The sequence below is a fragment of the Paracidovorax konjaci genome, from assembly GCF_900112675.1.
Lineage (GTDB): Bacteria > Pseudomonadota > Gammaproteobacteria > Burkholderiales > Burkholderiaceae_C > Paracidovorax > Paracidovorax konjaci.
The window spans coordinates 37,114-54,262 of record NZ_FOMQ01000010.1 but is presented as its reverse complement, the minus strand read 5'-3'; the positions used below and the strand labels follow the sequence as shown (position 1 = coordinate 54,262).

Here is a 17,149-nt window from a genome sequence, read left to right as displayed (position 1 = left end):
GTGTTGCCCTGTTCTGCTGCGCCCCGCGTGGCACTCAGGCCACCGTGCGCATGGTGCACATGATCTCGGCCTCGCAGGCCACGTTGTCGCCGACGCGGGCCACGCCCACGAACTTGTAGATGCCGCCCTTGATGCGGTCGAGCCGCACGTCGAGGATCAGTTGATCGCCCGGCTCCACGGGACGCTTGAAGCGCGCGCCGTCGATGCCGACGAAGTAGAACACCTTGTCGTCGCCGGGCGCCTCGCCCATCATGTCGAAGGACAGCAGGCCCGCCGCCTGCGCGAGCGCTTCGAGCATCAGCACCCCCGGCATCACGGGCCGGCTCGGGAAATGCCCGGTGAAAAAGGGCTCGTTGATCGAAACGTTCTTGAGCGCCTGGATGCGCTGACCGCGTTCGAGTTCAACAACGCGGTCCACCAGCAGGAAGGGATAGCGGTGCGGCAAAAGCTTGAGAATTTGGTGGATGTCCATCATTGGAATTGAGCGGTCTGACCGTTTTTTCGTATGTGTTCTTCGAGGGCCTTGATGCGTGCCCGCAGCGCATGGAGCTGCTTGAGCGTGGCCGCGTTCTTTTCCCACTTCGCATTCTCGTCGAAGGGAAACACCCCGGTGTAAGTGCCTGGGCGTGAGATGGAGCGCGAGATGACGGTCCCGGCGGACACATTCACGCGGTCTGCGATGTCGATGTGACCGACGATGATCGCCGCGCCACCGATCGTGCAATGCGCACCGATGCGCGTGCTGCCCGCCACGCCGGTGCAGCCGGCCATGGCCGTGTGGCGCCCGATCCGCACGTTGTGGGCGATCTGGATGAGGTTGTCGAGCTTGGCGCCGTCTTCGATGACGGTGTCGTCCAGCGCGCCGCGGTCGATGCAGGTGTTCGCGCCGATCTCGACATCGTCACCGATGCGCACGGCACCCAGTTGCTCGATCTTGACCCACTCGCCACCCTGGTGGGCAAATCCGAATCCATCGGCACCGATCACGACACCTGGGTGCAGCAGGCAGCGCTCTCCGATGCGGCAGTCTTCGCCCACGGTCACCCGGGACTTGAGGACGGTGCCCGCACCGATGTGCGCGCCACGCTCCACGACACACAAAGGACCGACGGTTGCGGTGGGATCGACGCAAGCCAGGGGGTCCACCACGGCGGACGGATGCACGCCCGCGACCGCGCCACGGCCTTGGTGCCGTTTCCAGAGCTGGGTCACCCGTGCGAAGTAGGCATACGGGTCGTCCGCCACGATGCACGCGCCCCGCGCCAAGGCGGCCTCGCGCGATGCGGGAGCCACAATGACACAGGCCGCCCGGGAGGCGGCCAGTTGTTGCTGGTAGCGCGGGTTGCTCAGAAAAGCCAGGTCACCCGGCTCTGCAGAGTCGAGCGGTGCGATGCGGCGAACCTCGACATTGCTGTCGCCTCCTTCGATCGTTCCGCCCAGCGCCTCAACAATCTGCCCAAGACGCAGACTCACGTGGGGCGCCCCGTGCGAACCAGGCCGCAGCGGTTGCGATCACTTCGCGCCAGCGCCGGCATTGAGCGCCTTGATCACCTTTTCGGTGATGTCGTGCTTAGGGTTGATGTAGACGGCCTCTTGCAGGATCACGTCGTACTTCTCGGCTTCTGCCACCTGCTTGACTGCCTTGTTGGCGCGCTCGAGCACCTGGCCCAGCTCTTCGTTCTTGCGGGCGGCCAGATCGTCCTGGAATTCACGGCGCTTGCGCTGGAAGTCCCGGTCTTGCTCCGACAGCTGGCGCTGGCGGGTCGCGCGCTGGCTTTCCGCCATCGTCGGTGCCTCGCGCTCGAATTTCTCGGTAGCCGATTTGAGCGAGTTGCCTTGATCGACAAGGTCCTTCTCGCGCTTGGCGAATTCTTGCTCCAGCTTGGCTTGCGCGGCCTTGGCCGTGCTGGCTTCGCGGAAGATGCGGTCGGTACTCACGAAGCCGGCCTTGAACTCCTGTGCCTGCGCAGGCACGGCAGCGCCGAGCGTGCCGAGCAGAAGGACCAGGGGAATATGGCGGGAAAGGGATTTCATTAGAAAGACGTTCCGATCTGGAATTGCAGTTTCTGGATTCTATCGCCGGCGAACTTGCGCACCGGTTGCGCAAAAGCGAGGCGAAGCGGGCCGAGCGGGGAGATCCAGCTCAAGCCGAGACCGGCAGAGACACGCATGTCGCTGAGGGTCACTTTCTCGTCTTCGCCGTATACGTTGCCTGCGTCCACGAACGTGAACACACGCAGCGTGCGGTCGTTGCCCGCACCCGGGAACGGCGCGATGAGTTCCGCATTGAGGGTGACCTTCTTCGGTCCACCCAGCGATGCGCCCGTGACATCGCGCGGGCCCAGCGTTCCCTGGTCGAAGCCGCGGACCGAACCGAGGCCGCCCGAATAGAAGTTCTTGAACACCGGGAACGGCCGGCCATTCAGGCCCTTGCCCCAACCGAGTTCGGAATTGAATGCCACGGTGAATTTCTTGTTCAGCGGCACGTACTGCTGGAACTGGTAGTTGGCCCGCACGTAACGCGCATCGCCAGCCACCGACCAATCGGAGTTCAACCGCTGGTACCGGCCGGAATTGGGAGCCAGCGCGCTGTCGCGGTCATCGCGCGACCAGCCGATCGTGAGGGGAATGGCAGTGCTGCTGGCGCCATAGGTGGTCGCATACGACAGGTAGGCCGACGGAATGTTGGTACCCAGCTTGATGCGCGTCTGCTCCAGGCCACCGCCGAAGAACACCGTATCCGTTTCGCTGAACGGGATACCGAAACGGACGCTGGTGCCCGCCGTGATCAACTCGTAATTGCCGCCCTGGTCTTCGTACGGCTTGTCCGTGCGGTAGTAGACGTCGAGCGTGCGCGAGATGCCGTCCTGCGTGAAATACGGATTCGTCGTGCTGAACACCAGCGTGCGGCGGTACTTGCTGGTATTCACATCGACGCCCAGGTAGTTGCCCGAGCCGAAGACGTTTTCCTGCTTGATGCTGAAGGAAACCGAGACCTTTTCCGCGCTGGAGAAGCCGGCACCCAGCTGCAGGGAGCCCGTGGGCTTTTCGGCCACGTTCACCACCAGATCCACCTGGTCCGGAGAGCCCGCGACTTCCTGCGTCTCGACATTCACCTCGGTGAAGTATCCAAGGCGGTCTACCCGGTCACGGGAGAGGCGGATCTTGTCTCCGTCGTACCAGGATGCCTCGTACTGGCGGAATTCACGGCGGATGACTTCATCGCGCGTGCGGTTGTTGCCGCTCACGGCAATGCGGCGCACATAGGCGCGGCGCGAAGGCTCGGCACGCAGCACGAGTGCCACGCGATTGCTCTCGCGGTCGATCTCAGGCACGGCCTCGACGCGGGCAAAGGCAAAGCCGAAATTACCGAAATGGTCCGTGAACGCCTTGGTGGTTTCCGTCACCTTGTCCGCGTTGTAAGGCTCGCCGGCCTGGATGGTGATGAGCGACTTGAATTCATCGTCCCGCTCAAGGTAGTTGCCTTCCAGCTTGACCCCGGACACCACGTAGCGCTCGCCTTCCGTGATGTTCACCGTGATGGTGATGTCCTGCTTGTCTGGGGAGATCGCGACCTGCGTGGAGTCGATCCGGAATTCGAGATAGCCGCGGGCAAGGTAGTAGGACCGCAGCGTTTCCAGATCCGCGTTGAGCTTGGTGCGCGAATAGCGGTCGGACTTGGTGTACCAGCTCAACCAGCCGCCAGTGTCCTGGTCGAAGAGGCCCTTGAGCGTGGACTCGCTGAATGCCTTCGCACCCACGACGTGGATTTCCTTGATCTTCGCGGGATCGCCTTCGGTCACCGTGAAGGTGAGATTGACGCGATTGCGCTCGATGGGCGTGACCGTGGTCACGACCTCGGCGCCGTACAGGCTCTTGTTGATGTATTGGCGCTTGAGTTCCTGCTCGGCCCGATCGGTCAACGCCTTGTCGTAAGGGCGGCCTTCGGTCAGGCCGACATCGCGCATGGCCTTCTTGAGGGTGTCCTTGTCGAACTCGCGCGTACCGGCAAAGTCGACATCGGCAATGGTGGGGCGTTCTTCCACGACCACCACGAGCACATTGCCATTGGCTTCCAGCCGTACGTCCTTGAACAGGCCCAACGCGAAAAGCGAGCGGATGGCCGCAGCGCCCTTTTCGTCGTTGTAGTCATCACCCACCCTGAGGGGCATGGAAGCGAATACGGTGCCCGGCTCAACCCGTTGCAGACCTTCCACCCGGATGTCCTGGACCTTGAACGGCTCAAGGGCCCAGGCCGCCTGCGCGACGAAAACCATGGCGGCCACGGCGCATGCCGTACGCACGCCCAGGCGATTGATGTGTTTTTTCATGAGTGAACTGATGCCGTCATGGCGAATTCATGCGGCGAAAGGTTAGCCAAAAAGCCGGGTGACATCGTTGAAGAGGGCGATGGACATCATCACAAGGAGCAATGCGACGCCACCCCTTTGCAGCCGCTCCATCCAGGCATCGGACACGCCCTTGCCGGTCACGCCTTCCCAAAGATAATACATCAGGTGCCCGCCATCGAGGACCGGCAACGGAAGCAGGTTCAAGACCCCGAGGCTCACGCTGATCAGCGCCAGGAACACCAGGTACTGCGTGAATCCGAGGCTGGCCGAACGGCCCGCGTAGTCGGCGATGGTCAGCGGCCCGCTCAGATTCTTGAGAGACGCTTCGCCCACGACCATCCGTCCCATCATGCGCAGCGTCAGTGCCGAGACCTCCCAGGTCCTGACCACGCCGTTCCACAACCCTTCGATGGGGCCGTACCGGACCGTGATCATCGCAGGCAGGGCCCCCACATAGGCACCCACCCGCCCCGCGGGCGCCGCACCGTCCTGGCGCACCACGTCCGGCGTGACCTGAAGGTCAAGGGACTGTCCCGCACGGACGATCCGCCAGACCTGCGGCAGCGGTGCACCATCGCGCACCGATGCACGGATCAGTTCACGCAGTTGCTGTCCGTCCACCACCGGAGTCGCCCCCACCTGCAAGACCGTATCGCCCTCGCGCAGTCCCGAGCGCTGCGCGGCTCCCCCGGCAACGACTTCGCCAATGACAGGTTTCGTCCAGGGACCGATCACGCCGATCTTGCGGAACAGCTGCGCATCGGCTTCCCGCGCATCGAAATCATGGAGTGCGAGCACCAGTTCGCGGCGCCCGCCTCCCGGCGTGGTCTCGACCTCCAGACGGACGTCCTGGTTGTCGAGCGCCCCCCGCGTGAGCGTCCAACGCAGATCCTCGAAAGAGCGCACGGGCTCCGGCTCCTCGGCACCCATAGCGGCCGCTGTCACGAGTTCGCCCCCGCGAAGCCCTGCCTGATGGGCCACGGACCCCACAGCAGGGCTTGCCAGGATGGCCTTGGGTTCATCCACACCGAGCCAGTTCACAGCCGCGTAGAGAAGGATGGCCAGCAGCAGGTTCGCGATCGGCCCGGCGGCAACGATGGCGGCCCGGGAGCGCAGCGGCTGGTTATTGAAAGCCAGGTGACGCTCCGCGGCATCCACCGGAGCCTCGCGCTCGTCGAGCATGCGGACATACCCGCCCAGGGGGAAAGCGCCGATGACGAATTCCGTCGGCGAGCCCTGCGGCTGCCAACGCAACAGCGGCTTGCCGAAGCCTACCGAGAAGCGCAGCACCTTGACGCCGCACGCCACGGCGACGCGGTAATGGCCGTATTCATGCACCGCGATGAGCAAGCCGAGGGCAACGATGAAGGCGACGATCGTGAGAAGCATGGTTGCACTCCCGTGCGGTGGAGATGGCGCGAACTCAGGCCGCGAGCCGCTCGGCCCGGTGCCGTGCTACCGAGCGCGCCTGGGCATCCAGATCGAGCAATGCGCCGAGCGAATCCGGATTGGAGGGCGAAACCGCCTCCAAAGTTGCAAGGTTGAGCCGATGGATCTGATCGAAACGGATACGGCGCTCAAGGAACGATGCCACAGCCACTTCATTGGCGGCATTGAGGACTGCGGTGGTGCCGGGCGCCGCCCGCAAGGCCTGCCAGGACAGGTGCAATCCAGGGAAGCGGACGGCATCGGCCTCTTCGAAGGTCAGCGCTGCAAGGCTGCGGAAGTCCAGCCTGGGAGTGCCGCTGTCGATGCGCTCCGGCCAGGCAAGGCCGCAGGCGATCGGTACGCGCATGTCCGGCGTGCCCATCTGCGCCAGCACGGAGGCGTCCTTGAACTGCACCATCGAGTGGATGATCTGCTGGGGATGGATGACGACCTGGATCTGCTCCGGGGCGAGGTTGAAGAGCCAGCGTGCTTCGATGACTTCGAGCGCCTTGTTCATCATGGTCGCGGAATCGACCGAAATCTTTCGCCCCATCGAAAAGTTGGGATGGGCGCATGCCTGTTCGGGCGTCACGTCGCGCAGGCTGCCCGGCTCGCGCATGCGGAAAGGTCCGCCGGACGCGGTGAGCAGGATGTGGTCCACACGCCGGGACCATGTGGATGGGTCTTCGGGCAGGCACTGGAAGATGGCGGAATGCTCGCTATCGATGGGCAGCAAGGTGGCGCCGCCGTCACGAACCGCCGCCATGAACACCTCTCCACCGACGACCAGCGCCTCTTTGTTGGCCAGCAGCAGGCGCTTTCCAGCCTTTGCAGCCGCCAGGCACGGGGCCAGTCCCGCCGCCCCGACGATGGCCGCCATCACCGCGTCCACTTCAGGGTGCGCGGCAATGATTTCCAGGGCGTCCGGCGTATCGAGCACTTCGGTGGGCAGCCCGTGCGCGAGCAGCTTTTCGCGCAGCAAACGCGCCTGCCCCTCCCCAGCCATCACCGCAAAGCGCGGCCGGAAGCGTGCGCATTGCGCCCACATCGCATCGACCTGGGTCGCCGCACTGAGTGCGAACACTTCATAGCGATCCGGATGGCGGGCTACGACATCCAGGGTATTGGTTCCTATGGAACCCGTGGAGCCAAGAACGGTAAGGCGCTGTTTCATGGAGCAGCGAAATGGGTGAGCATCATGGCCAGGGGCAACGTCGGCAAGAGCGCGTCGACACGATCGAGAACACCGCCATGACCGGGCAACAGGCTGCTGCTGTCCTTGACACCGACACTGCGCTTGACCAGCGACTCGACCAGGTCGCCTACGACGCTCATGCAGGCCATGAACACCGCCCCGATGACCAGCAGCCACCACCCCTGGGCCGCCAGCCGGGTATAGAAGCTCGGTACGGCCATGTGCCACATGGAGTCTGCCGCAGTCCAGGCAAAGGCGAGTATGACCACGCCGGCCATGCCGCCCCAGACCCCCTCCCAGCTTTTGCCAGGGCTGATGGAGGGCGCGAGCTTGGAGCGTGTGAAGCGAAGTCCGAACGTGCGCCCGGCAAAGTAGGCAAAGACATCCGCCACCCAGACCAGAACCAGCACGGAGAGAAGGAAGTTGATGCCGATGGTTCTGGCCTGGACGACGGCCAACCAGGCCAGCCAGAGCGCAAGAACCCCGCCGGCAAGGCGGACCGCATGCGGTATGCGCGGCCATCCGGCGACACCTGCCCGCAGGAGCCAGGCACCGCACAGCACCCACGCCGCACCCGCAACGCTCCAGAGCCACGGCAATGGACGATCCGTCCATCCCCCGGCCCAGCTGGCAGCGCAAAGCAATACGCAGACCGCCCCCACCCCGAGGGCAGCCGGATGGCCGTACCCCTGCATGCGGCCCCATTCCCAGGCCGCCGCAGCCATCATGACCAGCACGACGATCGCGAACGGCAGAACGGAACTGGCAAAGAGCGCAGGCAGCAGGATGGCCAGCAGGACGATGGCCGTGAGGATGCGCGGCAGCAGCATGAAAGGCCCTTCAGGCGCACACCGACGATGTCGGAGGCGCCACCAACTGTTCGGAAGTCTTGCCGAAACGGCGCTCGCGCGCGCCATAGGCTGCGATGGCCTGGTCCAGCGCTTCTGCGTTGAAATCAGGCCAGAGACGGTCGCTGAAATACAGCTCGGAATATGCGCACTGCCAGAGCAGGAAGTTGCTGATGCGCATTTCGCCGCCGGTGCGGATCACCAGGTCGGGATCGGGCACATGGGCCAGCCCCATGGCAGTGTGCAGACTGGCTTCGGTGATCGGTTCGCCGCGGGCGGCAAGCGCGGATGCGGCCTGGGCGATGTCCCAACGGCCGCCGTAGTTGAAGCACACGTTGAGAACCAGCCGGGTGTTGTGCTCGGTGGCCGCTTCCGCCTGGGCGAGTCCGGCCCGGACCTTCTCGGAGAGCGTGGACTTCTCTCCCACGAAATGCAGGCGCACGCCATCCTTGCGCAGTTGCGGAACCTCTCTGGACAGCGCTTTGGCCAGCAGGTCCATCAGGCCCGAAACTTCTTCGGCGGGGCGATTCCAGTTCTCCGAAGAGAACGCAAACACGGTCAACACGCCCACGCCCCGCTCGACGCAGTCGCGGGCGCATTGCTTCAGGGCATCCACGCCCTGCTTGTGGCCCGCAAGCCGAGGTAAAAAGCGGCGCGTGGCCCACCGCCCATTGCCATCCATGACGATGGCGATGTGGTGGGGAACGGCAGAAGAGGAATGGGGCATGGAAGACATCGATCGATCCCGTACGCAACGGGAAGCGATCAGACCGCCATGATTTCCTGTTCCTTGCTGCTCACCAAGGTATCGACCTCGGCGATGTGCTTGTCGGTGACCTTCTGGATATCGCCTTCCGCGCGCTTTTGCTCGTCTTCGGAAGCGAGCTTGTCCTTGACGAGCTTCTTGACGGCCTCATTGGCATCGCGGCGCAGGTTGCGCACGGCGATCTTCGCGCTTTCGCCTTCATTGCGCGCCAGCTTGGTCATTTCCTTGCGGCGCTCTTCGCTCATCGGCGGCATCGGAACCCGGATCAACTCGCCCATCGAAGCGGGATTCAGGCCCAGATCGCTTTCGCGAATGGCTTTTTCGATCTTGGCCCCCATGCCCTTTTCCCAGGGCTGGACGCTGATGGTGCGCGCATCGAGCAAGGTCACGTTGGCGACCTGCGAGAGCGGCACCGTGGAACCGTAGTACTCGACCTGCACGCTGTCCAGCAGGGCGGGATTCGCACGGCCCGTGCGGATCTTCGAGAGATTGTTCTTGAAGGCCACGATGGATTGGTCCATCTTGGCTTCGGCATTTTTCTTGATGTCGGCAATCGTCATGTGTTCTCCTGTGCGTGCACGCAGCGCGTCTTCGCCATCCGGCCGGCAGCAGCCATCGGCCACCAGACCCAATCCAACGTCAAGCGTACACCAGCGTACCTTCGTCCTCGCCCATCACCACGCGCAAGAGCGCTCCGTGCTTGATGATGGAGAAGACGCGGATGGGCAGCTTCTGATCCCGGCAGAGCGCGAACGCCGTGGCGTCGAGGATGCCTAGGTTGCGCCCCATGGCCTCGTCGAACGTGAGCTTCGTGTAGCGCGTTGCCGTGGGGTCCTTCTTGGGATCGGCCGTGTAGACGCCGTCCACCTTGGTGGCCTTGAGCACGACCTCGGCGCCGATCTCTGCGCCCCGCAGTGCTGCGGCGGTGTCCGTCGTGAAGAACGGGTTGCCCGTGCCGGCGGCAAAAACCACCACCTTGCCTTCCTCGAGGTACTGCAGCGCCTTGGGCCTCACATAGGGCTCGACGACCTGCTCGATGGCAATGGCGGACATGACGCGTGCGGTGAGGCCCTGCTTGTCCATCGCATCCGCGAGCGCCAGGGCATTCATGACCGTGGCCAGCATCCCCATGTAGTCGGCCGTCGCACGGTCCATGCCGACCGAACCACCCGCAACCCCGCGAAAAATATTCCCGCCCCCGATCACCACGGCGACCTGCACGCCCAGGCGCGTCACCTCGGCGATCTCCTCCACCATGCGGACGATGGTGGCCCGGTTGATACCGAACGCATCGTCGCCCATGAGGGCCTCGCCAGACAACTTGAGCAGAATGCGCTTGTGGGCTGGGGCGGCGAGGGTCATGGGCGTTTCTCTTGAGATGTTGGAGTCGGGGCAGCAGTTGCGTATCGGAAGGATCAGGCAGCGGCCTTGGCGGCAGCCACCTGCGCGGCGACTTCGGCTGCGAAGTCATCCACCTTCTTCTCGATGCCTTCACCCACCACGTAGAGCGTGAAGCTCTTCACGGTGGTGCCGGTGGCCTTGAGCATCTGTTCCACGGTCTGCTTGTCGTTCTTCACGAAGGCCTGGTTGAACAGAGACACTTCCTTCAGGTACTTCTGCACGCCGCCTTCGATGCGCTTGGCAACGATTTCGTCGGATTGCACCGGCTTGCCTTCGGCTTCGGCCTTGGCCTTGTCTTCCGCAGCCTTGGCCGCGGCGACCGAGCGCTCCTTCTCGATCAGGTCGGCAGGCACGTCGGCGCTGGTCAGGGCCACGGGCTTCATGGCGGCGATGTGCATCGCGACGTCCTTGGCAGCCGCTTCATCGCCGTCGAACTCGACCACGACACCGATGCGCGTTCCATGCAGATAGGAAGCCAGCTTGGAGCTGCCGCCGAAGTGCTTGAAGCGGCGGAAGCTCATGTTCTCGCCGATCTTGCCCACGAGACCCTTGCGCACGTCTTCCAGCGTCGGGCCGAAGCCGTCCTGGCTGTAGGGCAGCGCGCTCAGGGCGGCCACGTCGGCAGGATTGTGCTGGGCAACCAGATCGGCCGCGGCCTTGGCCAGCGCGATGAAGCTGTCGTTCTTGCTGACGAAGTCGGTTTCGCTGTTCACTTCGATCAGGCCACCGTTCGTGCCGTTGATCGATGCGGACACCACGCCTTCAGCGGTGATGCGGGAGGCGGCCTTGCCGGCCTTGGTGCCCAGCTTGACGCGCAGCAGCTCTTCGGCCTTGGCCAGATCGCCATCGGCCTCCGTCAGGGCCTTCTTGCATTCCATCATGGGCGCGTCGGTCTTTGCGCGCAGTTCGGCGACCATGCTTGCGGTAATTGCAGCCATCGTTGTTCTCCAGAGTCAGTTCAGTTCGTTACAGGATTCAAGGCTAAAAAAAAGGGGGCTAACCAGGAGCCCCTCTTTCATTCGCGACAGGTCGCGCGGCCGGGCCTTCAGGCAGCGGTTTCTTCCACTTCCACGAATTCGTCCGAGCCTTCAGGGGCCACGGCCTTGGCAACGTCGTTCACCGCATCGGCGCGGCCTTCGATGATGGCGTCGGCGATGCCGCGGGCGTACAGGGCCACGGCCTTGGCCGAGTCGTCGTTGCCGGGAATCACGTAGTCGATGCCTTCAGGCGAGTGGTTGGAGTCCACCACGCCGATCAGCGGGATGCCCAGCTTCTTGGCTTCGGCGACGGCGATCTTGTGGAAGCCGACGTCGATGATGAAGATGGCGTCCGGCAGGGCATTCATGTCCTGGATGCCGCCGATGTCCTTTTCGAGCTTCTCGATCTCACGCGTGAACGTGAGTTGCTCTTTCTTGCTCATGGTTTCCAGGCCGGCTTCCTGCTGGGCCTTCATGTCCTTCAGACGCTTGATGGAGGTCTTGACGGTCTTGAAGTTGGTCAGCATGCCGCCCAGCCAGCGCTGGTCGACGAAAGGCACGCCGGCGCGCTGCGCTTCGGTGGCCAGGATTTCACGGGCCTGGCGCTTCGTGCCGACCATCAGGATCGTGCCGCGGTTGGCCGTGAGCTGCTTGGCGAACTTCTGTGCGTCCTGGAACAGCGGCAGCGACTTTTCCAGGTTGATGATGTGGATCTTGTTGCGATGACCGAAGATGAACGGGGCCATCTTGGGGTTCCAGAAGCGGGTTTGGTGACCGAAGTGGACACCGGCTTCCAGCATTTCGCGCATGGTGACGGACATGAGAATTCTCCGAAGGTTGGGTCTAAAATCCGGCCCGCCAACCACCCTGCGTGACGCGGGGTGGCACCTTGAAAAGGCCGGTTTGCGATTGATTTCGCCGCAATTGGCCCCCGAAAGAGCGCCCCTCACAGCAAAACCCCGAGATTCTAGCATAGTGGGCCGTCCGCCCTTCTCCTGGCGGCAGCCCCGGACGTCCGGAAGCGCCGGGCCGTTCGACCCGAACCCTTACTGCCGGCCCGCGCCGCCGGCTTTCTCATTCCACCATGCACATCGCCATCGTCGGCGCCGGGATCGTCGGCACCGCCACCGCTTATGAACTGGCCTGCGACGGGCACGCCGTCACGGTTTTCGAACAGCGCGGCGCCGCGGCCGAGGAGGCGAGCTTCGCCAATGCCGGCCTGCTCTCCCCCGCTCCGCTGATTCCCTGGGCCGCGCCAGGCATCGGCGGGCCCGCACGGCAGCGGCTCTGGGGCCGGCATGCGGCGATCCGGCTGGCGCAGGGAGCGGGACTGTCCGAGCTACGATGGCTGTGGCGGCACCGGCGGGCCGCCAAGGGCCCGATGGCCGAATCGGCCGTGGCGGCGCTGGCCCGGTTCGGCCTGTACAGCCATGCCCGCATGCGGCAGGTGGCGCAATCGCTGGAGCTAGACCCCGAAAGCAGCCAGGGCGTGCTCGTCCTGCTGCGCTCGCCCGCCGATCTGGAGAGGGTGCAGCCCGCCGTGCGGTTCCTGCGGGACGCCGGCGTGCGTGTGCTGGATGTGGATGCCGCCACCGCGCGGCTGATCGAGCCCGGGCTGGCCGTGGACAACGAACTCGCCGGTGCACTGCACGTGCCGGAAGGCGAATCCGGCAATTGCCGCCTGTTCGCGCAGATGCTGCGCTACGCCGCGCAGGCCCGGGGCGCGCAGTTCGTGTTCCAGGCGCGCGTGGCATCGCTGCGTTCGGCGCCGGCCGGCGTGCTGCTGGACGGCGAGCCGGAAGCCCGCCGCTTCGACGCGGTGGTGGTCTGCGCCGGGCTGGCCGCGGCGGGGCTGGTGCGGCCGATGGGCACACCGGCTCCGATGGCGGCGCTGCACGGCTACACCATCAGCGCGCCGCTGCGCGAGGACACGCACGCGCCGCAAGGCACGGTCATCGATCCCGTGCACCGGCTCACCATCGCGCGCCAGGGGCAGCGGGTGCGCGTGGGCGGCGGCGCGGAACTGGGCACAGGCGACGGAACACAGCATGCCGCCACGCTGCAGACCCTCTATAACGCGGCTTCGGGGTGGTTTCCGGGCGGCGCCCAATGGTCGTCGTCCCAGGTGCAGACCTGGCGCGGCGCCCGCCCGATGCTGCCGGACGGCCTGCCGCTGGTGGGTGCCAGCGGCGCACCGGGCGTGTGGATCAATGCCGGCCACGGTGCATGCGGCTGGGCGCTGGCCTGCGGCAGCGCCCGGGTGGTGGCAGACCTCATCGCCCAGCGCGCCCCCGAGGTGGACGTGCAGAGCTTCGGCGTGCGGCGCTTCTGATTCCGGGAGGTGCCGCCCCATGCAGGGGGCCGGCAGCGCGGCGCCACAATGCCCGGAGGCACCACGGCCCGCTTTCCTGACCACCCCATGCACCGCATCACCTCCGACACCCCGCACGCCCTCTTCGGCGCCGCCGCCACGCGCCGCATCGAACGCGCCGCGATGGACGCCCTGCCCCCTTACACGCTGATGGAGCGTGCGGGACAGGCAGTGGCGCGGCTGGCACTGGCCGTGGCCCCGCACGCACGGCGCGTCTGGGTCGCCTGCGGGGCCGGCAACAACGGGGGCGATGGCCTGGAAGCCGCGCTGCGCCTGCACCGCCACGGCCTCGCGGTGCAGGTGAGCTGGCTCGGCAGCGCGGAAACGGCCCCGGCCGATGCCCGGCATGCCTGGGAGCGGGCGCAGGCAGCCGGCGTGCCGTTCGTCGATGGTGCGCCCGAGGCGCTGGGCGCCGATGACCTGTGCATCGACGCGCTGCTGGGGATCGGCCTCGCGGCCCGGCCGGACGGTGCACCCCCGCCCGATCCCCGGCTGCAGGCGCTGTTGCACGCGGTGCGCGGCAGCGCCGCGGCCGTGCTCTGCGTGGACGGGCCTTCGGGGCTGGCGGCCGACACGGGCCAATACCTTCCCGGCCTGGAACCCGTGCAGCCCCCTTCGGCGGCACCGCGCCACACGCTCGGCCTGCTGACCGCCAAGCCCGGCTGGTTCACGGGCGTGGGGCGCGACGCCGCAGGCAGCGTCTGGCTGGACGGGCTGGGCGTGGATGCCGCCGAAGCGGCCGCGACGGCCTGGCTCTCGGGGCCGGGCATGCCCGCCCGCCGCGCACATGCCTCCCACAAGGGCAGCTACGGCGATGTGGCGGTGGTCGGGGGCGAGCCCCTCGGCGCGCGGGGCATGGGCATGACCGGCGCGGCGCTGCTGGCCGCCTCGGCGGCCCTGCACGGAGGCGCAGGCCGGGTTCTGGTGGCGCTGCTGGACGGCGATGGCGCCGATTCCCTCGTGGTGGACCCGCTCCAGCCCGAAGCGATGCTGCGCCGCTTCGACGCGCTCGGGATGGACCACGCGACGGTGGTGTGCGGCTGCGGCGGCGGGCAGGCTGTCCGCCGCGTGCTGCCGCGCGTGCTGGCTGAGGCGCCGCGGCTGGTGCTCGACGCGGACGGCCTCAACGCCGTCGCGTCCGACGCCGCCCTGGCTTCGCAGTTGCAGGCCCGCGAGGTCCGCCATGGCACGAACCCGACCGTGCTCACGCCGCATCCGCTGGAGGCGGCCCGGCTGCTCGGCACGGACACGGCGGCCGTACAGGCCGACCGCCTCGGTGCGGCGCAGGCGCTCGCCGATCGCTTCCGATGCGTGGTGGTGCTCAAGGGGTCGGGCAGCGCCATCGCGGCGCCGGGCGAAGCCGTGCACATCAACCCGACCGGCAACGCGCGCCTGGCCACGGGCGGAACCGGCGACGTGCTGGCGGGTTTTCTGGGAGCCGTCTGGGCGGCGCATTCCGGGGAAGCCGGGTCGGCTTTCGATGCGGCCCGTGCCGCGTGCCATGCCCACGGCCTGGCAGCCGACCGGTGGCCTGCGGGCCAACCGCTCACGGCCTCGGCACTGGCCCGCCACCTGTCACCCTGCTGAGGCGCGGCCGGCCTTTCGGGGCCATTCAAGGGCAGAGCGCGCAACCAAGGGTAACTCCCGTTGCAGCACACGTCCACGCGCGCCCGTCCGACAGACGGAGGCCGGGGGGCAGCGATGTAATGCGTTCATTCCCGCACGCATTGCGTGCTCCCTTACCCCCTTTATTCCGCTGCTGCAAGGAGACCGCCATGAAACGCAACCGCTTGAATGGCCCCCGCGCGTTCGTTGCCTTCACCGCCACGGTGTTGCTGGCGGTGGCGGCCACGGCCATGAACCTCGTTCCCGATGAAGCCGTGCAGGCGGCAGATTCGCTGGTGAACATCCCCGCGCACCTGGAACAGATCCTGCCGGGCGATCCGATCAACCCCTGAGAGCGCGCCGCTCCGGCAGGCGGCTCAGGCCGCCCAGCCTTTCCAGGGGTTCATCAGTGCGCGATCTTCCCCGCTGCGCCGCGACAGGCACTGTTCAGCCGCCGCTGCGCTCCAGCACTTCCAGACGCCGCCGCAGGCCTTCGGCCTCGGCGGCGTCGCCGCGTTCGGCGGCACGTTCCGCCGCCCATGACAGCCAGGCCATGAGCGGCCGCCGCCAGCCCTGCGCGGAGGCGGCGTCGATGGCCAGGCGCGCGGCCTCCGGCGTCGCCCTGCCCTGCACCATCAGCACGCCCGCAGCCACCAGCCGCGCCAGCGGATCGGCCACCGCCGGCAGCGCCGAAGCGCCCCCAGCCTGCACGGATTGCTGGGCCGGCGGCAGCAGCGCGGCGGCGGCCGGATCGACCCGGCCGGCCAGGTAGTCGGCATAGGCGCGTTCGGCGGGCGCGGCATCGGCACGCAGCGGCTCGAAATCGGCGCAACCGGCCGGGGCGAGGCTGGCAACGCGCGCGGCGCACTCCAGCAGCACCACGCGCGCGAGCCAATCGGGCCGCGCGGTGCGCGCCACTTCCGAGCGCGCGCGCCGCCATTCCTGCGCGGCCACGCGGTCGGCGCCCGAGAGGTAGGCCTCGGTGGCCTTGTCGGCCGCGCCGTGGGCATTCATCTGCCATTCGGGCACGGCCGGGCGCTGCGCGCAGCCGCCCGCCAGCGCACCGATGGCCGCGCACAGCGCCGCGGCGGCCAGAGCGCGGCGATGGCGGCCGCGGCGGCCGCCGGATAGGCGTCGAAAAGCCAGGGCATCGAAGGGCGTCGTGGTCATGGCAGCTTGATCTCCGTGTCTCGCGCAAAGGGCCATTTGCGCTGGATCTCGTTGACCAGGCCCTCGACCTTGCGCAGGTTGCTCTCCACATCGGCGCGCAGCGCGCCCAGGTCGGTGGTGGCCTCGCGCGCATTGGCACCGATGGCCTGGGCCTCGGCCAGCACGGCGTCCACCTTGGCAAGGCTCTGGCGCGTGTCGGCCAGCAGGCCGTTCAGCTGGACCGCGGTGCTGCGCACATCGGCCACCAGGCCGGCCTCCCCGGCCGCGCCGAACACCTGCCGGTCGGCCTTGGCGGCCATGCCGTCGATGCGCGCGAGCAGTTGGTTGGTGCGGTCCAGCGTGGTGGCGATCTTCTTCGCTTCCGCGTCGCTGCCCATGAGCACACCGAGCGCACCGCCGGGCGCGTTGAGCCGCTCGGTGAGCGTGCGCACGTTGGCGAGCGTGCCGCCCAGGGCAGCGTCCTGCGCGGTCATGGCCTGCAGGTTGGACAGCAGCTCGCGCGCGGCCGACATGAGCTGCGGGATCTCGGCCGTGGCGTCGCCGCGCAGCACCGGGCGCACGGCGCCGTCCGGCAGCGGCGGGTCGGTCAGGATGCCGCTGTAGGCCTTGATGGTGGTGCCGCCCACGATGCCGCGCACCAGGGTGAACACGCTCGACTCGCGCAGCCAGTGCGCGTCCTTGCGCGGCACGTCGACCAGGATGCGCACGTTGCCGTCCTCCGAGAGTTCGGTGCGGCGCACGCGGCCGATCGGGAAGCCCGAGAAGGTCACGTCCATGCCCGCGACCACGCCCTCGGAATCGTCGGCCGTGAGCACGAGCTGCTGCGTGGGCTCGAACACGCCGCGCGCATAGAGCAGGTACAGGCCCGAGCCGACGATGAGCGCGAGCGTGAAGAGCAGCAGCGCGGCGGCCTTGCGCTCCAGGTGCGACACGGGGCGCAGCAGCGCATCGGCGGGATCGGCCGCGGGCGGCGGCGCGGGAGGTACGGGGCGGGAATCGTTCATGGGGCGGTCCGATAGGAATTCTTCCGGGGCGG

Annotated in this window: 17 protein-coding genes; 3 read left to right on the top strand and 14 right to left on the bottom strand. The window is 66.9% G+C overall.

The window, feature by feature from the left end:
- Positions 1–34: 34 nt before the first annotated feature.
- The 12 genes from fabZ to rpsB all read right to left on the bottom strand — a co-directional run bounded on the left by fabZ (position 35) and on the right by rpsB (position 11,788).
- Complete coding sequence (gene fabZ, locus BM144_RS15185; protein ID WP_092953848.1) at positions 35–475, bottom strand: 3-hydroxyacyl-ACP dehydratase FabZ; 441 nt, start codon at positions 473–475, stop codon at positions 35–37.
- A complete protein-coding gene (lpxD, locus tag BM144_RS15180) occupies positions 472–1,473 on the bottom strand; it encodes a UDP-3-O-(3-hydroxymyristoyl)glucosamine N-acyltransferase (RefSeq protein ID WP_092953845.1) in 1,002 nt (333 codons plus the stop codon). Before lpxD ends, fabZ begins: the two co-directional genes overlap by 4 nt.
- Before the next feature lie 39 nt (positions 1,474–1,512).
- Positions 1,513–2,034 (bottom strand): OmpH/Skp family outer membrane protein, encoded by a 522-nt coding sequence (locus BM144_RS15175; RefSeq protein WP_092953842.1) that lies wholly within the window; start codon positions 2,032–2,034, stop codon positions 1,513–1,515.
- Positions 2,034–4,331, bottom strand: a complete 2,298-nt coding sequence (gene bamA / locus BM144_RS15170) for an outer membrane protein assembly factor BamA (RefSeq protein ID WP_092953839.1) — start codon at positions 4,329–4,331, stop codon at positions 2,034–2,036. The genes BM144_RS15175 and bamA overlap by 1 nt, the downstream gene beginning before the upstream one ends.
- Positions 4,332–4,373: 42 nt before the next feature.
- Positions 4,374–5,741, bottom strand: a complete 1,368-nt coding sequence (rseP, locus tag BM144_RS15165) for an RIP metalloprotease RseP (protein ID WP_092953836.1) — start codon at positions 5,739–5,741, stop codon at positions 4,374–4,376.
- Positions 5,742–5,775: 34 nt separating this feature from the next.
- On the bottom strand, positions 5,776–6,954 hold the full coding sequence (gene ispC, locus BM144_RS15160; RefSeq protein ID WP_092953833.1) for a 1-deoxy-D-xylulose-5-phosphate reductoisomerase: 1,179 nt from the start codon (positions 6,952–6,954) through the stop codon (positions 5,776–5,778).
- Positions 6,951–7,805 (bottom strand): phosphatidate cytidylyltransferase, encoded by an 855-nt coding sequence (locus BM144_RS15155; protein ID WP_092953830.1) that lies wholly within the window; start codon positions 7,803–7,805, stop codon positions 6,951–6,953. The genes ispC and BM144_RS15155 overlap by 4 nt, the downstream gene beginning before the upstream one ends.
- A gap of 10 nt (positions 7,806–7,815) precedes the next feature.
- Positions 7,816–8,559 carry a polyprenyl diphosphate synthase gene (uppS, locus tag BM144_RS15150; protein WP_092953827.1) on the bottom strand — a complete coding sequence of 248 codons (744 nt, stop codon included), beginning with the start codon at positions 8,557–8,559 and terminating at the stop codon, positions 7,816–7,818.
- A gap of 29 nt (positions 8,560–8,588) precedes the next feature.
- Positions 8,589–9,149, bottom strand: coding sequence for a ribosome recycling factor (gene frr, locus BM144_RS15145; protein ID WP_092953824.1), 561 nt, complete (start codon positions 9,147–9,149; stop codon positions 8,589–8,591).
- 79 nt (positions 9,150–9,228) lie between these two features.
- Positions 9,229–9,951, bottom strand: coding sequence for a UMP kinase (gene pyrH, locus BM144_RS15140; protein ID WP_092953821.1), 723 nt, complete (start codon positions 9,949–9,951; stop codon positions 9,229–9,231).
- Positions 9,952–10,004: 53 nt separating this feature from the next.
- The gene (gene tsf, locus BM144_RS15135; protein ID WP_092953818.1) at positions 10,005–10,928 is read right to left on the bottom strand and encodes a translation elongation factor Ts; all 924 of its coding nucleotides are present in this window, start codon (positions 10,926–10,928) and stop codon (positions 10,005–10,007) included.
- A 107-nt stretch (positions 10,929–11,035) separates the two neighbouring features.
- Complete coding sequence (gene rpsB / locus BM144_RS15130; protein ID WP_092953815.1) at positions 11,036–11,788, bottom strand: 30S ribosomal protein S2; 753 nt, start codon at positions 11,786–11,788, stop codon at positions 11,036–11,038.
- A gap of 263 nt (positions 11,789–12,051) precedes the next feature.
- On the opposite strand from rpsB, the gene BM144_RS15125 reads away from it, so the two are divergent.
- The 3 genes from BM144_RS15125 (at position 12,052) to BM144_RS15115 (ending at position 15,296) form a co-directional block, all read left to right on the top strand.
- Positions 12,052–13,299, top strand: coding sequence for an FAD-dependent oxidoreductase (locus BM144_RS15125; RefSeq protein WP_092953812.1), 1,248 nt, complete (start codon positions 12,052–12,054; stop codon positions 13,297–13,299).
- Positions 13,300–13,386: 87 nt separating this feature from the next.
- On the top strand, positions 13,387–14,925 hold the full coding sequence (locus BM144_RS15120; RefSeq protein ID WP_092953809.1) for an NAD(P)H-hydrate dehydratase: 1,539 nt from the start codon (positions 13,387–13,389) through the stop codon (positions 14,923–14,925).
- Positions 14,926–15,113: 188 nt separating this feature from the next.
- A complete protein-coding gene (locus BM144_RS15115; RefSeq protein ID WP_092953806.1) occupies positions 15,114–15,296 on the top strand; it encodes a hypothetical protein in 183 nt (60 codons plus the stop codon).
- 94 nt (positions 15,297–15,390) lie between these two features.
- Here the strand turns inward: BM144_RS15115 and BM144_RS15110 are convergent, their stop codons facing one another.
- Together BM144_RS15110 and BM144_RS15105 are read right to left on the bottom strand one after the other, a co-directional pair.
- Entirely contained in the window at positions 15,391–16,113 is a 723-nt protein-coding gene (locus BM144_RS15110) for a hypothetical protein (protein ID WP_245783680.1), read from the bottom strand.
- A complete protein-coding gene (locus BM144_RS15105; RefSeq protein ID WP_092953803.1) occupies positions 16,110–17,117 on the bottom strand; it encodes an MlaD family protein in 1,008 nt (335 codons plus the stop codon). Before BM144_RS15105 ends, BM144_RS15110 begins: the two co-directional genes overlap by 4 nt.
- Positions 17,118–17,149 lie beyond the last annotated feature (32 nt).